Annotated in this window: 27 protein-coding genes and 1 other RNA gene; 16 read left to right on the top strand and 12 right to left on the bottom strand. The window is 56.7% G+C overall.

Annotated elements, in window-relative coordinates:
* Positions 1–13 precede the first annotated feature (13 nt).
* From I9188_RS03275 to fumC, 3 genes are read right to left on the bottom strand one after another with little or no spacing between them, the layout of a single operon-like run.
* Positions 14–235: a ribbon-helix-helix domain-containing protein gene (locus I9188_RS03275; RefSeq protein ID WP_209504003.1), complete on the bottom strand. Its 222-nt coding sequence runs from the start codon at positions 233–235 to the stop codon at positions 14–16.
* Positions 232–408 carry a DUF4169 family protein gene (locus I9188_RS03270; protein ID WP_209504002.1) on the bottom strand — a complete coding sequence of 59 codons (177 nt, stop codon included), beginning with the start codon at positions 406–408 and terminating at the stop codon, positions 232–234. The genes I9188_RS03275 and I9188_RS03270 overlap by 4 nt, the downstream gene beginning before the upstream one ends.
* Complete coding sequence (gene fumC / locus I9188_RS03265; RefSeq protein WP_209504001.1) at positions 408–1,802, bottom strand: class II fumarate hydratase; 1,395 nt, start codon at positions 1,800–1,802, stop codon at positions 408–410. The genes I9188_RS03270 and fumC overlap by 1 nt, the downstream gene beginning before the upstream one ends.
* Before the next feature lie 206 nt (positions 1,803–2,008).
* On the opposite strand from fumC, the gene I9188_RS03260 reads away from it, so the two are divergent.
* Positions 2,009–2,572, top strand: coding sequence for a hypothetical protein (locus tag I9188_RS03260; protein WP_209504000.1), 564 nt, complete (start codon positions 2,009–2,011; stop codon positions 2,570–2,572).
* 27 nt (positions 2,573–2,599) lie between these two features.
* Here the strand turns inward: I9188_RS03260 and I9188_RS03255 are convergent, their stop codons facing one another.
* The 9 genes from I9188_RS03255 to I9188_RS03215 all read right to left on the bottom strand — a co-directional run bounded on the left by I9188_RS03255 (position 2,600) and on the right by I9188_RS03215 (position 9,590).
* Positions 2,600–3,061: a ClpXP protease specificity-enhancing factor SspB gene (locus tag I9188_RS03255; protein ID WP_209503999.1), complete on the bottom strand. Its 462-nt coding sequence runs from the start codon at positions 3,059–3,061 to the stop codon at positions 2,600–2,602.
* Between the two features lie 76 nt (positions 3,062–3,137).
* A complete protein-coding gene (chrA, locus tag I9188_RS03250) occupies positions 3,138–4,391 on the bottom strand; it encodes a chromate efflux transporter (RefSeq protein WP_209503998.1) in 1,254 nt (417 codons plus the stop codon).
* The gene (locus tag I9188_RS03245) at positions 4,388–5,203 is read right to left on the bottom strand and encodes a chromate resistance protein ChrB domain-containing protein (protein ID WP_209503997.1); all 816 of its coding nucleotides are present in this window, start codon (positions 5,201–5,203) and stop codon (positions 4,388–4,390) included. Before I9188_RS03245 ends, chrA begins: the two co-directional genes overlap by 4 nt.
* Positions 5,204–5,334: 131 nt before the next feature.
* Positions 5,335–5,766 (bottom strand): ester cyclase, encoded by a 432-nt coding sequence (locus I9188_RS03240; RefSeq protein ID WP_209503996.1) that lies wholly within the window; start codon positions 5,764–5,766, stop codon positions 5,335–5,337.
* Positions 5,767–5,865: 99 nt separating this feature from the next.
* Positions 5,866–6,212, bottom strand: a transfer-messenger RNA (tmRNA) gene (gene ssrA, locus I9188_RS03235).
* Between the two features lie 36 nt (positions 6,213–6,248).
* Positions 6,249–6,611 carry a DUF4345 family protein gene (locus I9188_RS03230; protein WP_209503995.1) on the bottom strand — a complete coding sequence of 121 codons (363 nt, stop codon included), beginning with the start codon at positions 6,609–6,611 and terminating at the stop codon, positions 6,249–6,251.
* Positions 6,612–6,676: 65 nt separating this feature from the next.
* On the bottom strand, positions 6,677–7,327 hold the full coding sequence (locus I9188_RS03225; protein ID WP_209503994.1) for a hypothetical protein: 651 nt from the start codon (positions 7,325–7,327) through the stop codon (positions 6,677–6,679).
* Positions 7,328–7,340: 13 nt separating this feature from the next.
* Positions 7,341–8,741, bottom strand: coding sequence for a selenium-binding protein SBP56-related protein (locus I9188_RS03220; RefSeq protein ID WP_209503993.1), 1,401 nt, complete (start codon positions 8,739–8,741; stop codon positions 7,341–7,343).
* A 117-nt stretch (positions 8,742–8,858) separates the two neighbouring features.
* Positions 8,859–9,590: a GntR family transcriptional regulator gene (locus I9188_RS03215; RefSeq protein ID WP_209503992.1), complete on the bottom strand. Its 732-nt coding sequence runs from the start codon at positions 9,588–9,590 to the stop codon at positions 8,859–8,861.
* A gap of 115 nt (positions 9,591–9,705) precedes the next feature.
* On the opposite strand from I9188_RS03215, the gene I9188_RS03210 reads away from it, so the two are divergent.
* The 15 genes from I9188_RS03210 (at position 9,706) to lpxA (ending at position 23,079) form a co-directional block, all read left to right on the top strand.
* Complete coding sequence (locus I9188_RS03210; RefSeq protein WP_209599586.1) at positions 9,706–10,470, top strand: DUF2182 domain-containing protein; 765 nt, start codon at positions 9,706–9,708, stop codon at positions 10,468–10,470.
* 4 nt (positions 10,471–10,474) lie between these two features.
* Positions 10,475–11,179 (top strand): DUF1326 domain-containing protein, encoded by a 705-nt coding sequence (locus I9188_RS03205; RefSeq protein WP_209503991.1) that lies wholly within the window; start codon positions 10,475–10,477, stop codon positions 11,177–11,179.
* A 154-nt stretch (positions 11,180–11,333) separates the two neighbouring features.
* The gene (locus tag I9188_RS03200; protein WP_209503990.1) at positions 11,334–11,468 is read left to right on the top strand and encodes a DinB family protein; all 135 of its coding nucleotides are present in this window, start codon (positions 11,334–11,336) and stop codon (positions 11,466–11,468) included.
* Entirely contained in the window at positions 11,469–12,572 is a 1,104-nt protein-coding gene (locus tag I9188_RS03195; protein WP_209503989.1) for a dimethylsulfoniopropionate demethylase, read from the top strand. It abuts the gene before it with no gap.
* 104 nt (positions 12,573–12,676) lie between these two features.
* On the top strand, positions 12,677–13,672 hold the full coding sequence (gene acuI, locus I9188_RS03190; RefSeq protein WP_209503988.1) for an acryloyl-CoA reductase: 996 nt from the start codon (positions 12,677–12,679) through the stop codon (positions 13,670–13,672).
* Positions 13,673–13,855: 183 nt separating this feature from the next.
* Complete coding sequence (gene frr, locus I9188_RS03185; RefSeq protein WP_209503987.1) at positions 13,856–14,419, top strand: ribosome recycling factor; 564 nt, start codon at positions 13,856–13,858, stop codon at positions 14,417–14,419.
* 9 nt (positions 14,420–14,428) lie between these two features.
* Positions 14,429–15,160 (top strand): isoprenyl transferase, encoded by a 732-nt coding sequence (locus tag I9188_RS03180; RefSeq protein ID WP_209503986.1) that lies wholly within the window; start codon positions 14,429–14,431, stop codon positions 15,158–15,160.
* Entirely contained in the window at positions 15,157–15,939 is a 783-nt protein-coding gene (locus tag I9188_RS03175) for a phosphatidate cytidylyltransferase (RefSeq protein ID WP_209503985.1), read from the top strand. Before I9188_RS03180 ends, I9188_RS03175 begins: the two co-directional genes overlap by 4 nt.
* Entirely contained in the window at positions 15,939–17,111 is a 1,173-nt protein-coding gene (gene dxr, locus I9188_RS03170; RefSeq protein WP_209503984.1) for a 1-deoxy-D-xylulose-5-phosphate reductoisomerase, read from the top strand. The genes I9188_RS03175 and dxr overlap by 1 nt, the downstream gene beginning before the upstream one ends.
* A gap of 4 nt (positions 17,112–17,115) precedes the next feature.
* The gene (rseP, locus tag I9188_RS03165; RefSeq protein ID WP_209503983.1) at positions 17,116–18,468 is read left to right on the top strand and encodes an RIP metalloprotease RseP; all 1,353 of its coding nucleotides are present in this window, start codon (positions 17,116–17,118) and stop codon (positions 18,466–18,468) included.
* A 79-nt stretch (positions 18,469–18,547) separates the two neighbouring features.
* Positions 18,548–18,676 carry a hypothetical protein gene (locus tag I9188_RS20360; protein WP_267364732.1) on the top strand — a complete coding sequence of 43 codons (129 nt, stop codon included), beginning with the start codon at positions 18,548–18,550 and terminating at the stop codon, positions 18,674–18,676.
* A 128-nt stretch (positions 18,677–18,804) separates the two neighbouring features.
* Entirely contained in the window at positions 18,805–21,165 is a 2,361-nt protein-coding gene (gene bamA / locus I9188_RS03160) for an outer membrane protein assembly factor BamA (RefSeq protein ID WP_209503982.1), read from the top strand.
* A 6-nt stretch (positions 21,166–21,171) separates the two neighbouring features.
* Positions 21,172–21,750, top strand: coding sequence for an OmpH family outer membrane protein (locus tag I9188_RS03155; RefSeq protein ID WP_209503981.1), 579 nt, complete (start codon positions 21,172–21,174; stop codon positions 21,748–21,750).
* 73 nt (positions 21,751–21,823) lie between these two features.
* Positions 21,824–22,297 (top strand): 3-hydroxyacyl-ACP dehydratase FabZ, encoded by a 474-nt coding sequence (fabZ, locus tag I9188_RS03150; RefSeq protein WP_209504892.1) that lies wholly within the window; start codon positions 21,824–21,826, stop codon positions 22,295–22,297.
* Positions 22,294–23,079 carry an acyl-ACP--UDP-N-acetylglucosamine O-acyltransferase gene (gene lpxA / locus I9188_RS03145; RefSeq protein ID WP_209503980.1) on the top strand — a complete coding sequence of 262 codons (786 nt, stop codon included), beginning with the start codon at positions 22,294–22,296 and terminating at the stop codon, positions 23,077–23,079. The genes fabZ and lpxA overlap by 4 nt, the downstream gene beginning before the upstream one ends.
* The last annotated feature ends 4 nt before the right edge of the window (positions 23,080–23,083 follow it).

Raw genomic sequence — 23,083 nt, 5'->3', positions numbered from 1 at the left:
GATCTGACAAGTATTAAACCTTGTCTCGGTACCAGTTCAGAATAAACACGCGAATAGCCGAGGCCAATCCGGTTTCCGGGTCGCGGTCAACATCAATTTGCGCGGCCAGTGCATTGATTGGCTGATCTTTTTCTTTCGCAATATCGCGAAATGCCCGCCAGAATTCGTCTTCAAGCGAGACTGATGTCCGGTGTCCCTTGAGGGTCAATGAACGTTTTACCGGTCGACCGCTCATTCATCCAGCTCGTGATTGTCAAGGTCACGCTTCTGATTGCCCTGCTGAAGCCTGACGATTGCTTTCTCGGACTTGGTGCGCCCAAAGGCGACGGCATTCTGATCTGCGCGGGCCTTCTTTTCGGCCCGCGCCTTTTCTTTTCGATACCGGTTCAGGTTGACCGGCTTGCCCATCAGTCTTTCGGGCCGATCATCTGTTCGGGGCGCACAACGGCATCAAAGGTTGCCTCGTCCACAAACCCCAGCGCGATGGCTTCTTCCTTGAGGGTTGTGCCGTTCTTATGCGCGGTCTTGGCGACCGTGGTGGCGTTGTCATAGCCGATGGTCGGGGCCAGCGCCGTCACGAGCATCAGCGATTCCTTCATCAGCTTGTCGATGCGCGGTTCATTGGCCTTGATGCCCAGCAACATCCGCTCGGTAAAGCTGTCGGCAGCGTCGCCCAGCAACTGAATGGATTGCAACAGGTTGTAGGACATCATCGGGTTATAGACGTTCAGCTCGAAATGGCCCTGACTGCCTGCAAAATTCATCGCGGCGTTGTTGCCCATCACATGCGCAGCAACCTGTGTCAGCGCCTCGGCCTGGGTCGGGTTCACCTTGCCGGGCATGATGGACGAGCCGGGCTCGTTCTCGGGCAGGATCAATTCGCCAAGCCCCGAACGCGGGCCAGAGCCCAGGAAACGGATGTCGTTTGCGATCTTATAGCAGCTGCCCGCGATTGTCGCCAAAGCCCCTGACATAAAGACCATGGCGTCATGGGCGGCCAGCGCTTCGAACTTGTTCGGCGCGGTCACGAAGGGCAGGCCGGTGATCTGCGCCATATGGCCCGCCACAGCTTCGCCCCAACCGTTTTGGGTGTTCAGGCCGGTGCCTACGGCGGTGCCACCCTGCGCCAGCTCATAAATACCGGGCAGCGCTGCGTGAACGCGTGCAATCCCCTGACGGATCTGGTGGGCATAACCGCTGAATTCCTGCCCCAGTGTCAGAGGTGTTGCATCCTGCGTATGAGTCCGACCGATCTTGATGATGCCCTTGAACTCATCGGCCTTCTGCTCAAGACCAGAGGCCAGCTTTTCCAGCCCGGGCAGAAGGACGTCACGAACACTCATCGCCGTGGCGATGTGCATCGCAGTTGGAAAGGTGTCATTCGACGACTGACCCATGTTGCAATGATCGTTCGGATGCACGGGGTCTTTTGAACCGATGACACCGCCCAGAATTTCGATGGCGCGGTTCGCGATGACCTCGTTCGAGTTCATGTTCGACTGCGTGCCCGAACCCGTCTGCCATACGACCAGCGGAAAGTTGTCGTCGAACTTGCCTTCGATCACCTCACCCGCGGCCTGAATGATGGCGTCGGCAATCCTGGTATCCAGCTTGCCGGTCGCTTTGTTTTCCATCGCGCAGGCTTGCTTGATCACGCCCAGCGCACGCACAATGGCAATGGGTTGTTTTTCCCAACCGATCGGGAAGTTCATGATCGAACGCTGCGTTTGCGCGCCCCAATACTTGTCGGCAGGAACCTCGAGCGGGCCAAAGCTGTCGGATTCGGTGCGGGTCTGAGACATCTGTCACTCCGTCTGGTATGCTGTTGTATGCCGTTTAGCCGCAGCCAAGCCGTGACGCAATCGGCCAGTTGCGCGCACCTTAAACCCAAGGGCGTCAAAGGTATAGGCGTGGGGTGCGTCACTTTAATCGTAATCGTCGGGGAATGTGCCATTGTGCGCGGCCCCCTCTCAGCTACAATAGGTTCGTAGCTGCCTTGGAGGACAAGATGTCAAATTTCCATCGCATTACGCTTGAAAAAGCGATCGTGTTATTTGCTGTCTGTGCTTTGTGGCTGTCTGTTCTGGGCGCACCTGCGCGTGCCGCAGACATAACTCCGTTCCTGGGGGATTATGTGGGTTCGGCAAATGTCGTGGATGCGGACGGAACCTCAACCCCGCGGGATATGAGCGTTTCTATTTTCGAAACCAAGAACGGGTTCAACGTCAGCTGGCAAACCACGACCTATAAGCTGGACGGGCGGGTAAAAGAACAGCAGTTTTCCATCGACTTCGTGCCCTCGGACCGCCCGGATGTGTTTTCAGCCGCGATGAAGCGCAACGTGTTTGGTCATGAGGTTCCGCTGGATCCGATGAAAGGTGAACCCTTTGTCTGGGGGCGTATAGAAGACGAAACGCTGACGGTGTTTTCGTTGTTCATCGACGTGGACGGCGGATATGAACTGCAGCAGTTCGATCGAACATTGGCCGAGGACGGGCTGAACCTGTCATTCTCTCGCTTCATAGACGGTCAGAAATCCCGCTCTGTCGAAACATTTCTGATGAAACGCTGAACCCTGCGCCCTGCGGGGCTCAAAGGCTTATTTGCGGAAGCTGTCCAGCGACACGATATCGGCGTCGTGATGCGCCTCTTCTTCCTCTTCGACCTCGATCAAGTCATCTGCAACATAATCGTCCTCATCTTCGTCATCGGGGCTTTCGAACCGCAGTCCAAACTCCACCGATGGGTCGACAAAGGTCTTGATCGCGCCATAGGGGATGTAAAGCGGCTCCGGTGCGTCCCCGAAATTGAGGGTAATGGCGAATCCGTTCTCTCCAACCTCGAGGTTTTCAAACCAGTGCTGCATGACGATTGTCATTTCTTCCGGATACCGGTCGCGCAGCCAATCGGCGATATCCACACCATCTTCGCGTGTGTCGAAGGTAATGAAAAAGTGATGCGCCCCGGGCAGGCCTGATTTCGAAACATCCGTTAGCACAGTCTTGATGAGCCCGCGCATGGCGGTGTGCATCAGGTTGCCGTAGTCGATGCCTTGCGACATGTGTCATCCTCAAAAGTGGTTAAGCTCAGCATAGGGGTTTTGTTCGGAAACGAAAGGGCAGGTATGATCGGATTGATCAGATATTGTGTGCAGCCAGTCCCGCCAATGACATCAGAAACAGCACCGTACCAATCCCCAATTTAAGTCGAAATATCAATATGCCAGCGATAAAGGTTAATGCAAGAGCCGGGCTGTCCAGCGAAGACACTTGGGGCACGGGTATTGCCGCCGGACCCAAATTTATGTCTGGCACCGATTCGAAAAGAACATTCAGGGCAAACCACACGGAAAGGTTGAGAATCACTCCGACAACAGCGGCGGTGATGCCGTGAAGGGCGGCAGACAGGCGGGGGCGCGAGGCCAACCGATCAAGATAGGGGGCCGTCAGGAAAATCCACAAAAAGCAGGGCACAAACGTTGCCCATAGCGCGACAGCGCCCGCTGCAAGCGCCAATGAGAACCCACCGTTGATCTGGCCCGCCAGCATGGCGACGAACTGCGTAACCAGTATCAGTGGTCCGGGGGTGGTTTCTGCCAGCCCCAATCCGTCGATCATCTGGTCTGCACTGATCCAGTGGTACTGATCCACAACCGTTTGCGACATGTAGGCCAGAACGGCATAGGCACCGCCAAAGGTCACGACAGCCAGACGGGCAAAGAACCACCCCAGATCGCTGAGCAATTGGTGGCCGCTGAGTGTTAACGCAACAAGCGGCCCCAGCCAAAGCGGCAACCAGATCGCTATCGTTCGGGCCGAGCGGGCAAAGTCCGGCGTGTCCTGCGGTGCGGCTGCTTCAATAGGTCCTTGGTAACGCAAATATCCCCACAGGGCCGCGATCAGAATGATCAGCGGGAAGGGCAGGTCGAACAGAAAGATCGACAGAAACGACAGACCCGCGATGACACGATGTTCCGTATCCGTCAGCGCCTTACCTGACAGCTTGCGCAGGGCTTGCAGGACGATCACGATGACGGTCGCCTTGATGCCGGTAAATGCGGATTGCACCAGTGGAACGTCGCCGAATGCTGAATAAAGCGCGACCAGAACAGTAATGACAAACGCCCCCGGCAACACGAACAGGCTGCCCGCAATCAGCCCGCCCGCGACGCCGCGCAAGCGCCAGCCTGCGTAGGTTGCTAATTGCATTGCCTCGGGACCGGGCAGCAACATGCACAAGGAAAGCGCGCGCAGATAGGTCTGTTCATCCAGCCAGGGCCTGTGCTCGACCAGTTCCTGATGCATCAGCGAGATCTGGGCAGCGGGCCCCCCAAATGACAAAAGGCCGATCCGTCCGAATACCTTGAAAAGGTCCAGTGTCGAAGGTTTCATGCGCCATGACCCGATGGCCAGTCATGCTTTTCATCAAATCCGTCGCGTGCCCAGCGGAACAGGGCATCATAAAGGTGCAACCCAGCTTCAAGCTGAGCATGATCATCGCGATACTGGCGGGACAAACCAACCGAGAACGCCAGCAACCCAGCGGCTTCCGGGGCCAGATCGTGCTGGTCGGTATCCGCAGCGCGTATGATCCGGGCCATACGCTCAAGCGCCTCGGTTCGCAGGTCAAATGCCCGGATCATCGTGTCAAATGTGCAGCCGCTGTCCTGATGTGTCCAAAATGCATTCGGAACGTCAAAGGGGGTGGCATCAAAATGATCAACGACTCCCTGAACTTCTTCCGACGCGACGAAAAGGAACCGTGCATTGCGGTCAACAAACCGGCGGATCAGCCAGGGGCAGGCGATACGGTCAATTTTGGGCCTTTGGCGCGTAACCCACAATGTGCTGCCATTAATGGGCGCCGGCAGAATCGACTGTGGGATCAACGGCGCCTCGCGCTGCTCGTGCCACCCTTCAAACCCGCCTTCCAGATGTTCGGCGTTTTTGCCCATCCCGCGCAGCCAGGACGCCGCCCCCTGACTCAGCTTTTTGCCTTTGTGGCAGATAATTACACAAGGGTCGTTGCCAATCAGACGAGTCATCGCGTCGATTTCAGTGTGCGGTAAGCGAGTTGATCCCGGTATCAGCCGCGGGTCCTCACTGAAATCCGCGTCGGTGCGTATGTCGATCAGAACAGGCGCCTGAGGCGTTCCGATCAATCGGCTCAATTGGGTTGGTGTGATGGCGTTAAGAGCAGCCATAGCATGTCTCCTTTAGTCATTCGGATCCATGCGAAGCTTGGGCTGACGCCTCACGGGGTGTTCGCAAGCTGACCCCCTGCGTCAGTGCTACCGCGCAAGAACGTAGGCGGTCAAGTTTGCGGTTTGAACCGTCAGGCCCAGTCGAGCCTCTGACCGGTCATGCACACCGGAAGGGTGTCGGCAGGAAACTGACCCATCTCTTCAAAAAACGAGATGAAATCGAAATGATTATACGCTTCGACCATCTTATTGTTTTTGAACCGGGCCATGACCTGACCGGTGACCTCCAAAGGGGCACCATTATCGGCCCGGCACGTCTGCACATGCAGGATGGCGGATACCCAATCGCCGTTCTCGATGATCTTGGGCAAATCCACCTTGATATCCCCCAGGACATGGCGAAATGCCGTGACGAGATCCCGAAAATCGTCTGCACCCACCTGCATTTCGGGGATCAGCCCCTCGGCCATGGTTTCTGGCGCAAAGAACTGATCGATCGCCTCGGTGTTTCCGTTTTCCCATACCTCAGAATACCAGGATCTGAGTATCTCTGAATTCGTCATCCCAACGCTCCTGTCCAACTGCGAACACGATGGCAAAAAGGAATGAACAAACTCTGAACCTGCGCAAAGGCGGCATAAATCTCAGACATATTGGGGGGAAGTGCAGGTTTCTGTTGCCAGGTACCTGCGAACCCCGCCTTACGCGGCTAGGCGCAAGGACTTAAGTTTCGGTCTTGTTACTGCTTACGCAGCAACTGCAACCGGAGCACGATTGTCGTTTGCAATTGTACTGTTTTCGCCGGTAACGGTGGCAGACAGCCGAGACAAAGCTTACCCCTTTAGACGTTCGTCGATCCTGTTTCGGCCCCGTGATCCTCAAACGAAGGATTTTGGTGGAGCCGCCGGGTACCGCCCCCGGGTCCGATCCGCTTATTACGAGCGCGTTTATGTCCATAGTCCCGAAGGACACCTCATATATAGGTGAGGTCAGCGACGGATGCAAACCCGGATTGCACATCTTTGTTGGCTTTAATTACAGAGCGTTACGCGGCCCTATTGAAGTTTGCGGCGATCAACCATATCGCCAGCACCAGTTCGATTCCTCCAAAAGTCGCTGCCTTCAAAAAAGGCGGGTTATCCAGCGCCAGTGACAGGAAGCGGCCCAGTGCGGCACCGGCATAGGCAATGCCCAGCATCGTGTAGGCCATCGGAGAATTCAGCCAGATGACAGCAATGCCCGAGACGACAAACAGCCCTCCGACCGAAGCGCGCAGTTCGCTCAGACCCATGGTGCTGTTGGTGGGTGCCAGATCCAGCGCGTTGGCGGTATGAGCTGGTGCCAGAAAGCCGAACAGGCCAAAACCGATTGTCAGCAACGCGGCAATGACATTCAGGGTCGTGATCATCCGGGCCTCATTGAATTGCGGTATCAGCACCTAAGGATAGTGTGTTGCGACCCAAAGGAAAGCGATTAAACCGCCGACCACAGCCCCAAAAGACCGACCAAAACAAGGCTGAGCGCCCAGATGAGTTCAAGGTTGAACCAGCTGCGGGACAGGAAACGCAGCCCCAGCCAACGATAAACAGCGAAGGCCAGAAACCCTCCGCCCAGAACCATGGCGGCGGTATGCAAGGCCGCGACCCCCAGAACCAGCAGACCGTTTGTTGTCATGATTTTGGAAATCGCCTGATGACCGGCATCCAGTTCATCCAGCTGGCACAGGCCCAGATAGATCGGAACCAGCATAAGGGCGGCCCCGTGCGCAAGAGCCACGAGAAACGACCACAGCGCCAGTTTGCTGGGTGGTATGCGCGACAGAAAACGGGGGTGACGGCGGGTGATCGCAATGTAAAGCCCCATCGCGATGACAATCAACGCAGCCCCGATGCGGATTTCCCGTTGATAATCGACCAAAACGGCCATCATGGCAAAGGGCAGAAGGACACCCAACATGGCAACAAAATGCCCGCCGGCCAAAGCTGCCAGCGCGCGCCAGAGGGCGGATTGGCGCTGCTCCATCAGGGCTGACGAAACCGCCAGCGGCCAGCCCATCCCGGGGTTCAGCCCGTGATACGCGCCGCTCAGAACAACGGCCAGCCAAAGGCCAGCCGTTGATGTCATCAGGATTTCCAATTCAGACCGAAGGGTAACAGAAACTGTCGGTTGAACAATCTCCGCCCTCCAGCCGGATTTGGTGGCTGCGATATCCTTTGGGGAAATCGACCCAGAACTTCGGGTCCAAAACCAGCCCGCCATTGTCGCCGACATCCGCCTTGACCATGGCCGCACCGCCTTCTTCGGGATAGAACTGATCATCCCACGTGGAATAAAGCGAATTGGTCCAATAGACGCGTTTACCATCGCGGCTGATCTCGACCATTTGCGGGCCATAGCCAAAGGTCTGACCGTTCGGATGTTTGGTCTTTTTGACAATCCCTCCGATTTCGACCTTCCCGGCAAGGGTCGGGTTCATCGGATCGGACACATCATATTGATGCATCTCACCGGTGCCCCAGCAGGCGACATAAAGGTATTTGTCATCCAGGCTCAGGTCGATATCGGTGACCAGTGGCGGTACCGCGGCAAACCCCTTGAGAAGATCAGGAAGATCATCAGGATCAGCGGGTTGCGGGTCGATGGTGATCGTTTTCTTGGCTTCGAACGTGCCATCGTCGTTGCGCCACCAGGTAAATATCGCGCCTTGCAGGTTGGTTGTATCAACGACAACGCCGCAGAACCCGTATTGTTTGACCGGGTCATGCGCGGGCCGGATTTCCAGCGCCATCTGGTGGTTTTCGCCCAGATCGATGGTCTGAATATTGGTCCGGTTGCGCAGGTTCCAGAAATGGATTCGATGACCGTATTTGTTCGAAAGCAGATCCGCGGCCACCAGCCCGTTTTCAAATTGCGGGGGAAGGCCCCATTCGGAACTGACCATGTAATCGCGCGGCAGATTCCACCAGAAATCATAGTGCTTGTCCTGCACGCCGCGCTCGATCTCATAGCGCCCGATGATCTCGAAGGTTTCACAATCCATGATGAAAATACCCGGAGGGCCATCGGTGCCGTCCTCGCCGCCGCCGCCCAGCGTGCTGACATAGATGCCTTCCGGCCCGCAATGGATCGTGTGCGGTCGTGAATACCCGGTTTTATCAAAGACTTCCTCGGGTTCGATGATCTTATGAATCTTCGCCTCAAGCGGGTTCTTTACATCGATGATATATATCCGGCTGGAACGGATACCGGGGATGATCAGATAGCGACGTTCCAGAAACGCATGACCGCTGAGCGGTGACAGCGACGAGGAACAGGCATTCCAACCGAAATGGTGAAACTCGTCGCCTTTTTCGGGCATGATCACCTGGTGCACGATCTTCCCGAAATCGGCCGAGGTCGGATCGACATTCACAACTGCCAGCCCGTCGGGTTGCGAAAAATCGGGGCTGAGCATCAGCGTGAATGCAAGCGTTTCAGCGGGGCCTTCCATCGCCAGCTTGGCCGACGGATAAAAGGTTGGGTCCGGTCTTTTGTTCATAACGTCCTCCCGTAAATCATTGTCATTCAATTCTTATTGAGAGTTCCGGTCTTGGCGCCGGATGACATTCTGCCTGCTCGTACCTCTGCCTTTGAAAGTATGTTTCCGTCTAAGCCTTCAGGCCGGTTTGCGTTTGCGTTCGGCCACATCGTGGGCCAGTTGCTGTGTGTAATGCTCCAGGTCGACCAACGCCGTGTCGACAATATCTGCGTCTCTGGCCTCAAGCGCGTCCGCAATTCTGGTGTGCATTGCGATGATTTCTTCGCGCGACCGAGCTGTGAAGGTAATCATGTTCATCAAAGGCTGCATCGCCTCGACCGCGCCAGCCAGTTGATAGGACAGGACAGGGTTGTCGGCCCCGTCTACCAAAGCCCTGTGGAAGGTGACGTCTGAGGCACAAAACGCCTCATCCGTCAGACCGGGCTGAGCCTGGCGAAAGATTTCCGCCCGCATCGTGGCAAGCTGATCCGCCGTTCGTCTTTGGGCAGACAGGGGGGCACAGGCCCGCTCCAGCGCATAGCGGGCCTCGCAGGCCGTATCAAAGCTGACCGCGTTCATCGACAGCAGCAGGGTCGAGGTCGTGATCTGCTGCGAATAGGCATCTTCGAAACTCAGACGGTTTACGAACGCACCTCCGGTTGCGCCACGCTGCGTGCGGATCAGGGATTGTGCCGCCAGTCGTTTCAAAGCCTCACGCACAGTTGGGCGCGAGACTTGAAATTGCTCGGAAAGTTCCGCTTCCGAGGGCAGGCGCGCATCCACGATCAACTCGCCTGAGACAATCGCGTCCCGGATGGCATGTGCAATCTGGGCAGACAGGTCGGCGGTTTTCCGAGGCGCGGTTTTCATGTTCAGAAGACCCTGAGCAAATTTTTATTTGTCTGACATTTAAAAGTCTGACATTTGAAAAGCAAGAGAGTTGAGTCGGGAGGCCGAAGTGAGTCGTACTTGGCTGCGCAGCGGAATGTGGCTGGGCTTTTATGTCCTGATCCTGTGGGCATGGTGGGTGTTGTTCGCGATGGGCCGCGACATGGATCTTGACCTGATCGGTCGTCCGGGACCCATGGGGCAGGCGATGGCTGCCATGGACCCGCGCATGGATATGTACATGCCGATGGCCGAGTTTGGCACGCTGTTCTGGATGTGGGCGATCATGATGGCGGCCATGATGCTGCCGACGCTTGTTCCGACCCTGCGCAGCTATGACGACCTGATCCAAAGCGCCAATGGCACCCGTGCCGGGTGGCTGGGTGTGCTTACAGGGTACTCTTTGGTTTGGGTCGGATTTGCGGCTGTGATCGCGGGAACGCAACTGGCTTTGCTGTTTGGTGGCGTGATCGACATGCTGGGCATTGCCAGATCCGGCTGGGTTGCGGGCGGGTTGATGATCGCGGTTGGCGCGTTTCAGTTCTCGCGCGTAAAAGAGGTCTGCCATGGCGTGTGCCACGCCCCGATGACCTATTTCTTGGGCCATTGGAAAACCGGATTTGCGGGCGGTGTTCGCATGGGGCTGGGCCTTGGTGCCTTCTGCGTCGGATGCTGCTGGGGTTTCATGGCGCTGGGATTTGTGGGCGGCGTCATGAGCCTGTTGTGGATGGGTCTTGCGACCCTGTTCATGGTATTGGAGAAACTTCCCCAGATCGGGCATGCTGTGACCCGGCCAATGGGGTTTGCGCTGATTGCGGGCGGTCTTGTTCTGCTCGTTTATCCAATTAGCTACGGAGGATAAGCCAATGGCTAAGAACAGAAAACCAGACGCCGACCGGTTGCCCGTCAGCCAACGCATCGACAGCCGGATACCCAATCCCAAACGGCGCGAGATGAGTCCGACGGACTGGGCCATCAAGGGTGAGTTGATCCTGAACTGCTCGTGTGATGTGTTCTGTCCCTGCGTCGTTTCACTGGGCGCGCACCCTCCGACCGAAGGGCATTGCCATGCCTGGATGGGTATTATCGTTGATGAGGGCCATTATGAGGGCGAGGACCTGTCAGGTCTGAATGTCGGCCTGCTTGTGGATATTCCCGGCCGGATGGGTGAAGGCCAGTGGAAAGTGGCGGCTTACGTCGACGAACGCGCCAGCGGCAAAGCCTATAACGGACTGCTGCAAATCTTCAGCGGGCAGGCGGGCGGTACCACCGGTCTGTTCACCATGCTCGTCAGCGAAATCATCGGGGCCGAACGGGCGCCGGTTCAGATCGAGCGCGACGGCACCAAACGCCGCATCATGATCGGTCGCAAGATTCAGGGTGAGATCGAGATGTTGGCGGGCAAAGACCCCGAGCATCCCGTGATGGTTTCAAACTCAAAATACTGGATGGGACCGGACATCATCGTGGCGCGCGGCACCAAATCGAAAGTGCGCGACTACGGTCGCGTTTGGGATTTTGGCGGCAAGTCCGCTGAGATTTGCCCGATTGATTGGCACGGGCCCAAATGATGATCACAGGCGCGTTTGCGCAAGATGTGGCGCGCCAAAAACACTGGCAAAACTCGCAGTTGGCCGAGTTTCTGCATTAGCTGTCGCATCAGGAACTGACCTGTTTATCGGGCCACTCTCCTGTTGCTTAGTCGTAAAAGAGGTCGATGTCACAATGCCTTACGAAAACTATGTGATCCATTTCTTCAACCATCAGACCCACCACCGGGGTCAAATGCGCAAGATTCTGACCGAAGTTGGGTCGCAAGCGCCCGTCAGCGATATCGTCTTTATGCCCAAGGAGGTTTGAATGCCGCAGATTTCCGCCTCTCGCCGCTTGCGGCGCACACCGTTTTCAGAAGGGGTCGAGGCCGCAGGGGTCAAAGGATACACGGTTTATAACCGTATGCTGTTGCCCACGGTCTTCGAAAGCGTCCAAGCCGATTACCGGCACCTGAAATCCCACGTGCAGGTCTGGGATGTCGCATGCGAGCGGCAGATCGAGCTACGCGGACCGGACGCCGCGCGCCTGATGCAGATGCTGACCCCGCGCGATTTGCGGGGGATGTTGCCGGGGCAATGTTTCTATGTCCCCATCGTCGATGAAACCGGCGGTATGCTGAATGACCCGGTTGCGGTAAAACTGTCCGAAGACCGCTGGTGGATTTCAATCGCTGACAGCGATCTGTTGTTGTGGGTCAAGGGAATCGCCGTTGGATATCGTCTGGATGTGCTGGTAGACGAACCGGATGTGTCACCTCTTGCTGTTCAGGGTCCCAAAGCCGACGCTCTGATGGCGCGTGTCTTTGGCGACCGGGTGCGCGACATCCGGTTCTTCAAATTCGATATGTTCCAGTTTGAAGGTCGCGATCTGGCTGTGGCGCGATCGGGCTATTCCAAACAAGGCGGGTTCGAGATTTATGTGGAAGGCAGCGATATCGGCATGCCCCTGTGGAACGCCCTGTTTGCAGCAGGGGAAGATTTGCAGGTGCGCGCCGGATGCCCGAACCTAATCGAACGGATTGAAGGTGGTCTGCTGTCTTATGGCAATGACATGACCGACGACAACACCCCGCATGAGTGCGGTTTGGGCAAGTTCTGCAATACACATACCGCGATTGGCTGTATCGGCAGGGACGCGTTGCTGCGTGTGGCCAAGGAGGGGCCTGTTCAGCAAATCCGCCCCGTCGCCATTGGGGGCGATCCGGTGCCGGGCTGTGACCGACCTTGGGGCCTTTACGCGGACGGCAAGCGTGTGGGGCAGGTGACCTCGACCGCGTGGTCACCCGATTTCAACACCAACGTCGCCATTGGCATGGTACGACTGAGCCATTGGGATTCGGGAACGGAGCTGGACGTGGAAACGCCAGATGGAATGCGCCGCGCGACCGTGCAGTCACATTTCTGGATTTAAAGGGGATTTGGGGGCGCTGCCCCCGTCGCTGCGCGACTCCCCCGGGATATTTAGGGCCAGGTGAAGCAACGGGCCGGTTACAGAAACACGAAAGGAATTGAGAGATGTTCAATGCACTTGTGATGGACAAGGACGAAGAAAGCGGTTTGGCGAGCGCGTCGGTCAGGCAGCTCACGCTGGATGATCTGCCCCATGGCGACGTCACGGTCGCGGTTGAATATTCCACAGTGAACTACAAGGACGGTCTGTGTCTGTCCCCCAAGGGGGGCGGTTTGGTGCGGGCGTATCCGCATGTCCCCGGAATTGATTATGCCGGTACCGTCGAGGCATCTTCCGACGCGCGTTACAAGCCCGGTGACAAGGTCGTTCTGACCGGGTGGCGGGTAGGTGAAGCGCACTGGGGTGGTTATTCGCAGAAAACTAGTGCCAAAGCGGACTGGCTTGTGCCTCTGCCGGATGGGCTCGATGCCCGGCGGGCGATGGCTGTTGGGACTGCCGGGTTTACCGCGATGCTGGCCGTGATGGCGTTGGAGGATCATGGCCTGACCCCCGATCGCGGCCCGGTTCTGGTAACCGGGGCGGCCGGTGGTGTCGGGTCGGTGGCGACAGCCATTCTGGGTCATCTCGGCTATCAGGTGGCCGCCGTGACCGGGCGGCCCGAAACCGGAGACTATCTGAAATCGCTGGGCGCAACGACAATAGTGCCTCGCGATGAGCTGAATGAGACAACCAAGCGCCCGTTGGAAAGTGAAACCTGGGCGGGCTGCGTGGATGCCGTGGGCGGCGCGATGCTGGCGCGTGTGCTTGGGCAAATGAAATACGGCTGTTCGGTCGCGGCCGTTGGTCTGGCGGGTGGCGCGGCGCTGCCTGCAACGGTGATTCCCTTCCTGCTGCGCGGTGTGAACCTTCTTGGCATCGACAGTGTGATGCAGCCTTATGAAAACCGGGTTCGTGCCTGGAAAAGGATCGCGACCGACCTGCCGATGGAAAAGCTTGAGGCCATGATTCAACCGGCGGCTTTGTCCGACCTTCCGCAATTGGGTGCCGATATCCTGAAAGGGCAAGTCAAAGGGCGCGTTGTTGTCGATGTAAATACCTGAGCCCAGAGGACGACGCAAACCTGACCTGATGCGCCGGGTTGGGTTTGGGAGAGGCGCGTTTGGTACAAAATGATCGCAACACCTCTGGCCATTGGTACAAAACCGCCTCATGATTGCTATACATCCCAAATGTGATGGCGTAAGACCCATCCAAAGAGTACCTGAATACGGGGAGTGAGCAGCATGTCTGACGACTTCGAACTGGACACCGATGACCTGAAACGCCGCATGGATGGCGCAATGGTCAATCTGAGAACCGAATTTGCCTCGCTGAGAACCGGGCGCGCATCGGCCTCAATGCTGGAACCTGTCATGGTCGACGCATATGGTTCGATGACACCGATCAACCAGGTGGGCACCGTCAACGTGCCAGAGCCGCGCATGGTCACTATAAATGTGTGGGATAAGTCATTGGTCGGGAAGGTTGAAAAAGCCATTCGCGAAAGCGGCCTGGGCATCAACCCGCAGCTGAACGGCACCATCATCATGCTGCCGATTCCCGAGTTGAACGAAGAGCGTCGCCGTGAACTGGGCAAGGTCGCCGGCCAATATGCGGAAAGCGCCCGGATCGCGATCCGCAATGTGCGCCGGGATGGCATGGATCAGATCAAGAAGGCAAAGGCGGACGGTATGTCTGAAGACGATCAGAAGCTGTGGGAAAGCGAAGTGCAGGATCTGACGGATGCGATGATCAAGGCAGTCGATACAGCGCTTGAAACCAAGCAAACTGAAATTATGCAGTTCTGATCTGGTCTGATGCCGAAAGATCCCCAAACCGATCCGGTCTGCGGCCCGCGCCATGTCGCTATCATTATGGATGGCAATGGCCGCTGGGCACAGGCGCGTGGTCGCCCAAGGCTGTTTGGGCACCATGCCGGAGCGCGGCGCGTACGCGAGGTTGTCGAGGCCTGCCCGCATCTGGGGATCAAGTACCTGACGGTGTTTGCATTCTCGACCGAGAACTGGAAGCGAACGCAGGTTGAGGTGGCCGGGTTGATGAGCCTGTTTCGGCGCTACATCATCAAGGAGACACGGACCCTGGCGGATAATGGCATCCGGGTTCGGTTCATTGGTGATCGGGTACGGTTGGATTCGAAACTGACCGAATTGATGGATTCACTGGAAGAAGAAACCAAGGACAACGACCTTGTTCATCTGACGGTCGCCCTGAACTATGGCGGTCGGGACGAGGTGGCACGTGCCACCAAACGCCTTGCGCGGGATGTGGCCGACGGGCGGCTCAAACCCGAGGATGTGGATGAAGAAACGTTACCAAAGTATCTGGATACACGCGTTCTTCCGGATCCTGATCTTGTCATTCGGACCAGTGGCGAAGCACGGATTTCGAACTTTCTGCTGTGGCAGTCCGCCTATTCCGAGTACGAATTCATAGATACCTTGTGGCCGGATTTCACCGCGGTGGAACTCGAAAGGCTTTGTCGCAACTATGGGGCCAGAGAACGCCGTTACGGGGCGGTTCTGGCATGAGTGATGGCCGGTGGTCTGATCTGACGAGCCGGGTCCTTTCTGCCGCCGTTCTGGTTGCGATAGGGGCCATCGAAGTCTGGCTTGGCGGTCTCTGGTTCGAGGTCTTCATTGCGGCTGCTTGTGGCCTGATGACCTGGGAACTGGTTCGGATGATCGACCCAGAAAGCCAGGGTGTGGCCGTCCAGCTGGGCGTTCTGACTGCGTTTGCGGTTATCCTCAGCTACCACCTGCCAGCGCTGTACACGCTCCCTGTCGTGATTGCGCCGGCTTTGGTGGGTATGGGACAGATCAGCCGCTCGAAAACCTTGTACGGCATGTTCGCGATCTGGATTGTTGCGGCTGGGCTGGGTTTCATTTCCATTCGTGAAAACTCGGGTTTTGGCTGGATGGTCTGGCTGATCACGGTGGTAGTTGCCACCGATGTGGCGGGCTATTTTGTGGGTAAAATGGTCGGTGGACCCAAGTTCTGGCCAAAGGTCAGCCCCAAGAAAACATGGTCGGGAACGGCGGGCGGATGGGCTGCCGCAGCCTGTGTCGGTATCGCCTTCGCAAGCCACGCGGGTTTCGGATTTGCCTTTGTTGTTGTTTCCGTTTTCGCATCAATGGCCAGTCAGGCGGGTGACATAATCGAAAGCGCGATCAAACGTAAGTTCGGGGTCAAGGACAGCTCGAACCTGATCCCGGGTCATGGCGGTTTTCTGGATCGGTTTGACGGCATGATGGGGGCCGCGGTGTTTGTTCTGATTGCAGGGCTACTGTACACGCCGGGTGAGATGTAATGCGCCGGATTTCCGTTCTTGGGGCCACGGGTTCGATCGGGCAAAACACGCTTGATCTGATTTCGCGTAATCCCGAAGATTATGATGTGGTGGCGCTTACCGGCGGCGCGAATATTCGACAACTTGCCGATGACGCTCGTCGGTTGCGCGCTGATCTGGCTGTCACGGCGCATGAAGACAGGTTGGAGGACCTGCGCGCCGCCTTGGCGGGCAGTGGGGTCGAAGTGGCGGCCGGAGCGCGCGCGATCGACGAGGCTGCCGCGCGTCCGGCGGATTGGGTGATGTCGGCTATCGTCGGCGCAGCGGGCCTTGCACCTGGGATCAAAGCACTGAAACAAGGGACGACACTGGCCTTGGCCAACAAGGAAACACTGGTCTGCGCCGGATCATTGGTTCTGGACACTGCAAAAAACCATGGCGCGCGTTTGCTTCCGGTCGACAGTGAACATTCGGCGGTGTTTCAGGCGCTGGTTGGCGAAGATATCGACGCGGTCGAACGCGTGATTATCACGGCAAGCGGCGGAGCATTCCGGGACTGGCCGCTGAAGGATTTGGCAAACGCCACCGTCGAACAAGCGTCCAGCCATCCGAATTGGGATATGGGCCAGCGGATCACAATCGACAGCGCCTCGATGTTCAACAAGGCGTTGGAAGTAATAGAAACAAAAGAGTATTTCGGAGTTTCCCCGGATCAAATCGAAGTTTTGGTTCATCCCGAATCCATTGTCCATGCAATGGTCGGGTTTTGTGATGGCGCGATGATGGCACACATGGGTGCCCCCGATATGCGCCACGCCATTGGGTATGCGTTGCACTGGCCGGACAGGCAGGAGTTGCCGGTTCAACGGCTGGACCTGACTAAGCTGGGACAGCTGCGCTTTCACGAACCAGATCTGACACGCTATCCAGCCCTTAAACTTGCCTGGGACGTGATGGAGCGTGGTGGGCTGGCCGGAGCAGTTTTCAACGCTGCCAAGGAACGCGCGCTGGATCACTTCATTGCGCACCGGATCGGTTTTCTGGATATGGCCGATACCGTCTCGGCGGTATTGGACAGATTTGACGCAACGGGTGGCCTTATTGATGCCCCGATGACACTTGATAACGTACAGCAAACCGACCATCTGGCACGTCAGTGGGTCGATAACACTGTGATGGAACGAGCAGGATAGAATTTTGGACGTACTTTCCCTGATCCCGCAATTCGGCAATCTGCTGTGGACGATTGTTGCCTTTGTTATTGCGCTGTCGGTCATTGTTGCCGTGCATGAATATGGCCATTACATTGTGGGCCGGTGGTCGGGTATCCATGCCGAAGTCTTCTCGCTCGGGTTTGGGCCGGTGCTCTGGAGCCGCAAGGATAAGCGCGGAACCAAGTGGCAGATCGCGGCGTTGCCTTTTGGTGGATACGTGAAGTTTCTGGGCGATGCCAATGCGGCCTCGGGCAAGGATGAAGAAGCGATGGAAGACATCGCGACCCAAAGTCCTGAGGAGTTGCGCCGCACCATGCATGGTGCCCCGCTATGGGCACGAGCCGCCACTGTCGCCGCTGGCCCGGCCTTTAACTTTGCCATGTCAATTCTCGTTTTTGGCCTGATCTTCTGGTCGCAGGGCGTTTCGCGCGAACCCCTGACTGTTGGCGCGTTGCAGCCTTTGCCAGGCACCGTGCAGGAGTTACGCGAAGGCGATGTGATCACGGCTATCGCCGGTCGTCCTACGCCGGACTATGACGAAGAAGGCGCATGGAAGGAGTTCATCGACGACCTGCCTGTTCAGCCGGTTCTGGATTATTCTGTGATCCGGGATGGTGAACCCCTTGAGGTTCAGGCCCCATGGATGTTCCCGCCGCTGATCCGTCAGGTTGCCCCGCGCAGCGCGGCGATGGATATCCAGCTGAAGCAAGGGGACGTCATCACCTCGGTTAATGGTGAACCGATCTTTGCCTTCGATCAGCTAAAGGATCATGTCGAAGGATCGGACGGTCGCGTCTTACTGCTTGAGGTCTGGCGGGATGGGTCCGAGTTGGAATTTGCCCTTGCGCCGCGGCGCACGGACGAGCCCAAGCCTGATGGTGGCTTTGTCACGCATTGGCGCATCGGAATCGTCGGTGGCATGATGCTGGAGCCGGCAACCGTACCGGCCGGGCTTTTCGATTCCTTTAGGGGCGGTGTCATCCAGACTGGTCGCATCATCGAAGGGTCCTTGTCCGGCATGTGGCACATGGTGACGGGCGCAATCAGTACCTGCAACATCTCAGGGCCAATCGGAATTGCCGAAACCTCGGGGGCAATGGCCAGCCAGGGGGCGCAGAACTTTATCTTTTTCATCGCTGTCCTGTCGACGGCGGTCGGGTTGTTGAACCTGTTTCCCATTCCGGCGCTGGATGGCGGGCATCTGGTTTTCTACGCCTACGAGGCCATTGCCGGAAAACCACCCAGCGACAGGGCGTTGCGTGTGCTCATGGGCATTGGAATTGCGATCATTCTGACGCTGATGCTGTTTTCAGTCAGCAACGACCTGTTCTGCTGAATGTGGCGGCTGGAGCAAATTCCAGCCGCATTCCCGCCATATTTCGGCGTTACAGTATTCCCGTCTAAAGGGAACACTCATGTCCAAAACGCTGAAAAAATCGTATCAAAGCTTTAGCTTCCTCTTCATGTTGAACTGGGACGTTATGCTGAGTTTTGCCGTTACAGCATTGGCAATGGCTGGAGCCGCTTACCTCGCGGGAATGTGATTCTTCGGAAAATTGTAGGCCTGTTGTCGCGTGGCTGTCTGCCTGACTGCTTCGATATCGCCTTTTGACAAGCTCATTCAATCCCGTTACTCAGCATTAAAGTCTCAAAATTCTGGGTAGAGCATAAAATGACTGACAGGCGAGACGCAGGCACATCCTGCGGGGGGCACAAGCCAACAAACAATATTTTGTGGCAGGCGCTAACGGTTTTTTTCCTTTTTGTTGCGGTAAGTTTACTGGCGTTTCCACATGCGGCATCGGCGCAAAGCTACACGATCAACTCGTTTGATGTTGAGGGGAACCGCCGGATCGAAACCGGAACAATTATCGCTCGGACCGGAATCGAACCGGGCCAGACTGTAACTGCCGGGCAGCTTAACGATGCCTATCAGCGTTTGCTTGACAGTGGTGTATTTGAGACAGTTGAACTGACCCCGCGCGGCACGACTCTGGTCATTCAGGTTCAGGAATACCCAACGATCAACCAGATCAGCATCGAAGGGAATGCTCGCGTCAAAGACGATGTTCTTCTGGATGTAATCTCATCGCAACCACGCCGGGTCTTTACGCCTCAGGCGGCCGAAGCGGACGCTGATACCATTGCCGAAGTGTATTCGGCGCAGGGTCGCGTCGCGGCAACTGTCATTCCCCGCATCATCCGTCGCAGCGATAATCGCGTTGATCTGGTTTTTGAAGTGGCAGAAGGCACAACCATTGAGGTCGAGCGCGTCAGCTTTGTCGGCAACCGCGCCTTTTCGGACCGGAGGCTGCGCCGGGTTCTGGAAACCAAACAGGCAACGTTCCTGCGGACTTTCTTCCGCAACGACACGTTTATCGGCGACCGCATCGAATTCGACAAACAGGTCATTCGCGATTTCTACCTGTCGCGGGGCTATGTTGATTTCCGTGTGAACAGCGCGAACGTCGAATTTACCCGCGAACGGGATGCGTTCTTTCTGGTGATGAACGTCACCGAAGGCCAAAAATTCTCGTTTGGAAGGATCACGACGGTTAGCGAAATTCCTGGTGTTGATGCAGCGCCGTATCAGGATGCGCTGAAAATCAAACCTGGCGTGACCTATACGCCGACGCTGGTGGAAAACTCGATCGCGCGGCAGGAACGTCTTGGCTTGAAACAGGGTGTTGACTTCCTGCGGGTGGAACCACGTGTGACGCGCAATGACCGCGACCTTACTCTGGATATCGAATTTGTTCTGACGAAGGGTCCGCGGATCTTTGTCGAGCGGATCGATATCGAAGGCAACACCACCACGCTGGACCGTGTGATCCGCCGCCAGTTCGACACTGTAGAAGGTGACCCCTTCAACCCGCGTGAAATCCGTCAGGCCGCGGAACGCATCAATGCGCTCGGGTTCTTTGCCGTTGCCGAGGTCGAACCTCGGGAAGGGTCGTCCCCCAGTCAGGTCATTTTGGATGTGGATGTCGAAGAACAACCTACAGGTTCGCTGAGCCTGGGCGGCAGTTACTCGGTCACAGACGGTTTTGGGATTGCAATCGGCCTGAACGAGGCAAATTTCCTGGGGCGTGGTCAGAATCTTGGTGTGTCGCTGTCAACAGCGCAGGATTCGGAACAGTACACCATTAACTTCACCGAACCCTATCTGCTTGGCCGCAAGCTGCGTTTCGACCTTGGACTGGGTTTGTCGGCAACCAATTCGGGCTTTGCAAGCTACGACACGAGCTCGTTGTTTTTCACACCTCAACTAACCTATGCAATTGGTGAACTGTCTGCTCTTCGGCTGCGCTATGGCTGGGACCGCAGCGAGATGACGCAACAGAGCAATCAGGCCAACGGCGCAGTAATTGCGTCCGAGATCGCGCAAGGCAAACGGACGTCCAGCTCGCTGGGACTGTCCTACATTTATGACAGCCGGATCGGTGGTCTGGACCCGAACTCAGGCGTTCTGTTTGAGGTGGGCGTCGACGCAGCAGGCCTTGGCGGCGACAACAAGTATTTCAAGACTACCGCGCGCGGCATCGCTCAAACGCGAGTCTGGAATGAAGAAGTCGTACTACGTGCCACATTGGAATTGGGTGCGTTGAATTGGAGCGGAAATGATTTCAGCCGCACCGTCGACCGCTTTGTGTTAGGGCCTCGTACTTTCCGCGGCTTTGAGCCTGCAGGGCTTGGCCCGCGTGATTTGTCCAATGGCCAGGATGATGCCATAGGCGGCAACTATTACTGGGTCGCGCGTTTTGAAACCGATTTTCCCTTGGGTCTGCCCGAGGAGCTGGGCCTGCGGGGCGGTCTGTTCTACGACGTTGGGAACCTTTACAACATCAACGATGTGAACACCGCAGGGGCAAATATCGTTGGTGCAGACGGGTCCATTCGTCACGTAATCGGCATCTCGGTCTTGTGGGAGACGCCGTTTGGGCCTTTGCAGTTCAACTTTTCGAAAGCTCTGAAAAAGGAAACGTTTGACAAGGAACAGAACTTTGACCTGACCATTCAGGCCCGGTTCTGATCTGCGATGACGAACAGGTTCTTTACCTTGATACAGGGCCCGCTTTGGGCCCTGTGTGCATTTTTGATGCTGTTTCAGGTCCCTTCGGCTGAAGCACAGCAACTGGGTGTTCCACAAGCCAGCGTGGTCACGTTGTCCGGCGAGCAGCTGTTCAAGAACTCGGCATTCGGGCAGCGCGTACTGCGCGAGATCGAAAAAGAAAGCGCGATGCTGGCGGAAGAAAACGAACGGATTGTCGCGGAACTCAGCCGAGAAGAAAAAGACCTGACCGAAAAGCGCGCGACCATGCCAGCAGAGGAGTTTCGCCCACTGGCCGAAGCGTTCGATGTCAAGGTTCAGTCCCATCGCGACGGGCAAAGGGCAAAGCTTGACGCGCTGGCACGTCGCAGCGAGGAAGCGCAACAAACGTTTTTCGAAATAGTTCGCCCGATCCTTGTCGATTTGCTGCGCGAATTTGGTGCCAGCGTGATCATCGAACGCTCTAATGTCGTTGTAAGCACGTCTGATATCACAGAGGCTGCGATAATCCGCGTGAACACAGCAATCGGCGATGGCAGCGGACTTCAAAAGGACACAAGCGAATAGGTTCGCTTGCCCTTGCGGGGCTGTATTGCTAACCACGCTGAAAAAGAAACATCCAGAACAGGATAACCGCATCATGACAACGGAAACCAAAAGTGCCGATATTCAGTTGATCCAAAGGATCCTGCCGCATCGTTATCCGTTTTTGCTGGTCGACAAGGTGGTGGACATCTCTGGCTATCAATCGGCCCGAGGTATCAAGAACGTCACCATGAACGAGCCGCATTTCCAGGGCCACTTCCCGGGAACACCGATCATGCCGGGTGTTACTATCGTCGAGGCGATGGCGCAGACCGCAGGCGTAATGCTGGGCGTAGGGATGGATGTCATCGACACCGAGTTGCTGATCTATTTCATGAGCATAGACAAGTGCAAATTCCGCAGGAAAGTTGTTCCTGGCGACGTGCTGGAGATGCATGTCGAAACGGTTCGCGGCAAGAAGGGTGGCAAGCTTTTCAAGTTCAGTGGCCGGGCCACTGTTAATGGTGAAGTGGCAGCGGAAGCAGAATTCTCGGCCTATGTCGATTGGGATATGGAAAAAACAACATGAGCGGTATCCACCCCAGCGCGATTATCGAAGACGGGGCGCAGATAGGGCAGGATTGCGTCGTCGGTCCTTTCAGCTATGTGGGTGCCAATGTAAAACTGGCGGACCGCGTCGAGTTGAAGTCTCATGTTGTTGTGACCGGTGATACATCGATCGGCGAAGACACCGTGATCTTTAATTTTTCGGTGATCGGTGAGATTCCGCAGGACCTGAAATTCGGCGGTGAAAATACGCGCCTTGAAATCGGTCAGCGCAACCGCATTCGCGAGCACGTGACGATCAATACCGGGACCGAAGGTGGCGGCGGTGTAACCCGGATCGGGGATGATTGCCTGCTGATGGCAGGTGTTCATGTGGCCCATGACGTGCAGATCGGCAACCGGGTTATCATGGTGAACCACGCAGGGGCAGCTGGTCACTGCATCGTCGAGGATGATGTGATCGTCGGTGGCATTTCGGGCCTGCACCAATGGGTGCGTGTTGGTCGTGGGGCGATCATCGGTGCGCTCACCATGGTGCCAAAGGACGTCATTCCCTACGGTCTGGTACAGGCATCCAGAGGTGAGCTTGAAGGTCTGAACCTCGTGGGTCTCAAGCGTAAAGGTGTTTCGCGCGAAGACATCTCGGCATTGCGTGCCGCGTTCAAGGAGCTGTCTGAAGGCGATGGAACATTCATGGATCGCGCCAACCGTCTTGGTCAGGGTAACGACAGCGACTATGTGCAGCGGATCGTTGATTTTGTCACCGGACACAGCGATCGGTCGTTCCTGACACCGAGGAAATAGGAAC

Source organism: Ruegeria sp. HKCCSA071 (genome assembly GCF_017872555.1).
GTDB lineage: Bacteria > Pseudomonadota > Alphaproteobacteria > Rhodobacterales > Rhodobacteraceae > Ruegeria.
This window is presented reverse-complemented; position numbering and strand designations above follow the sequence as displayed.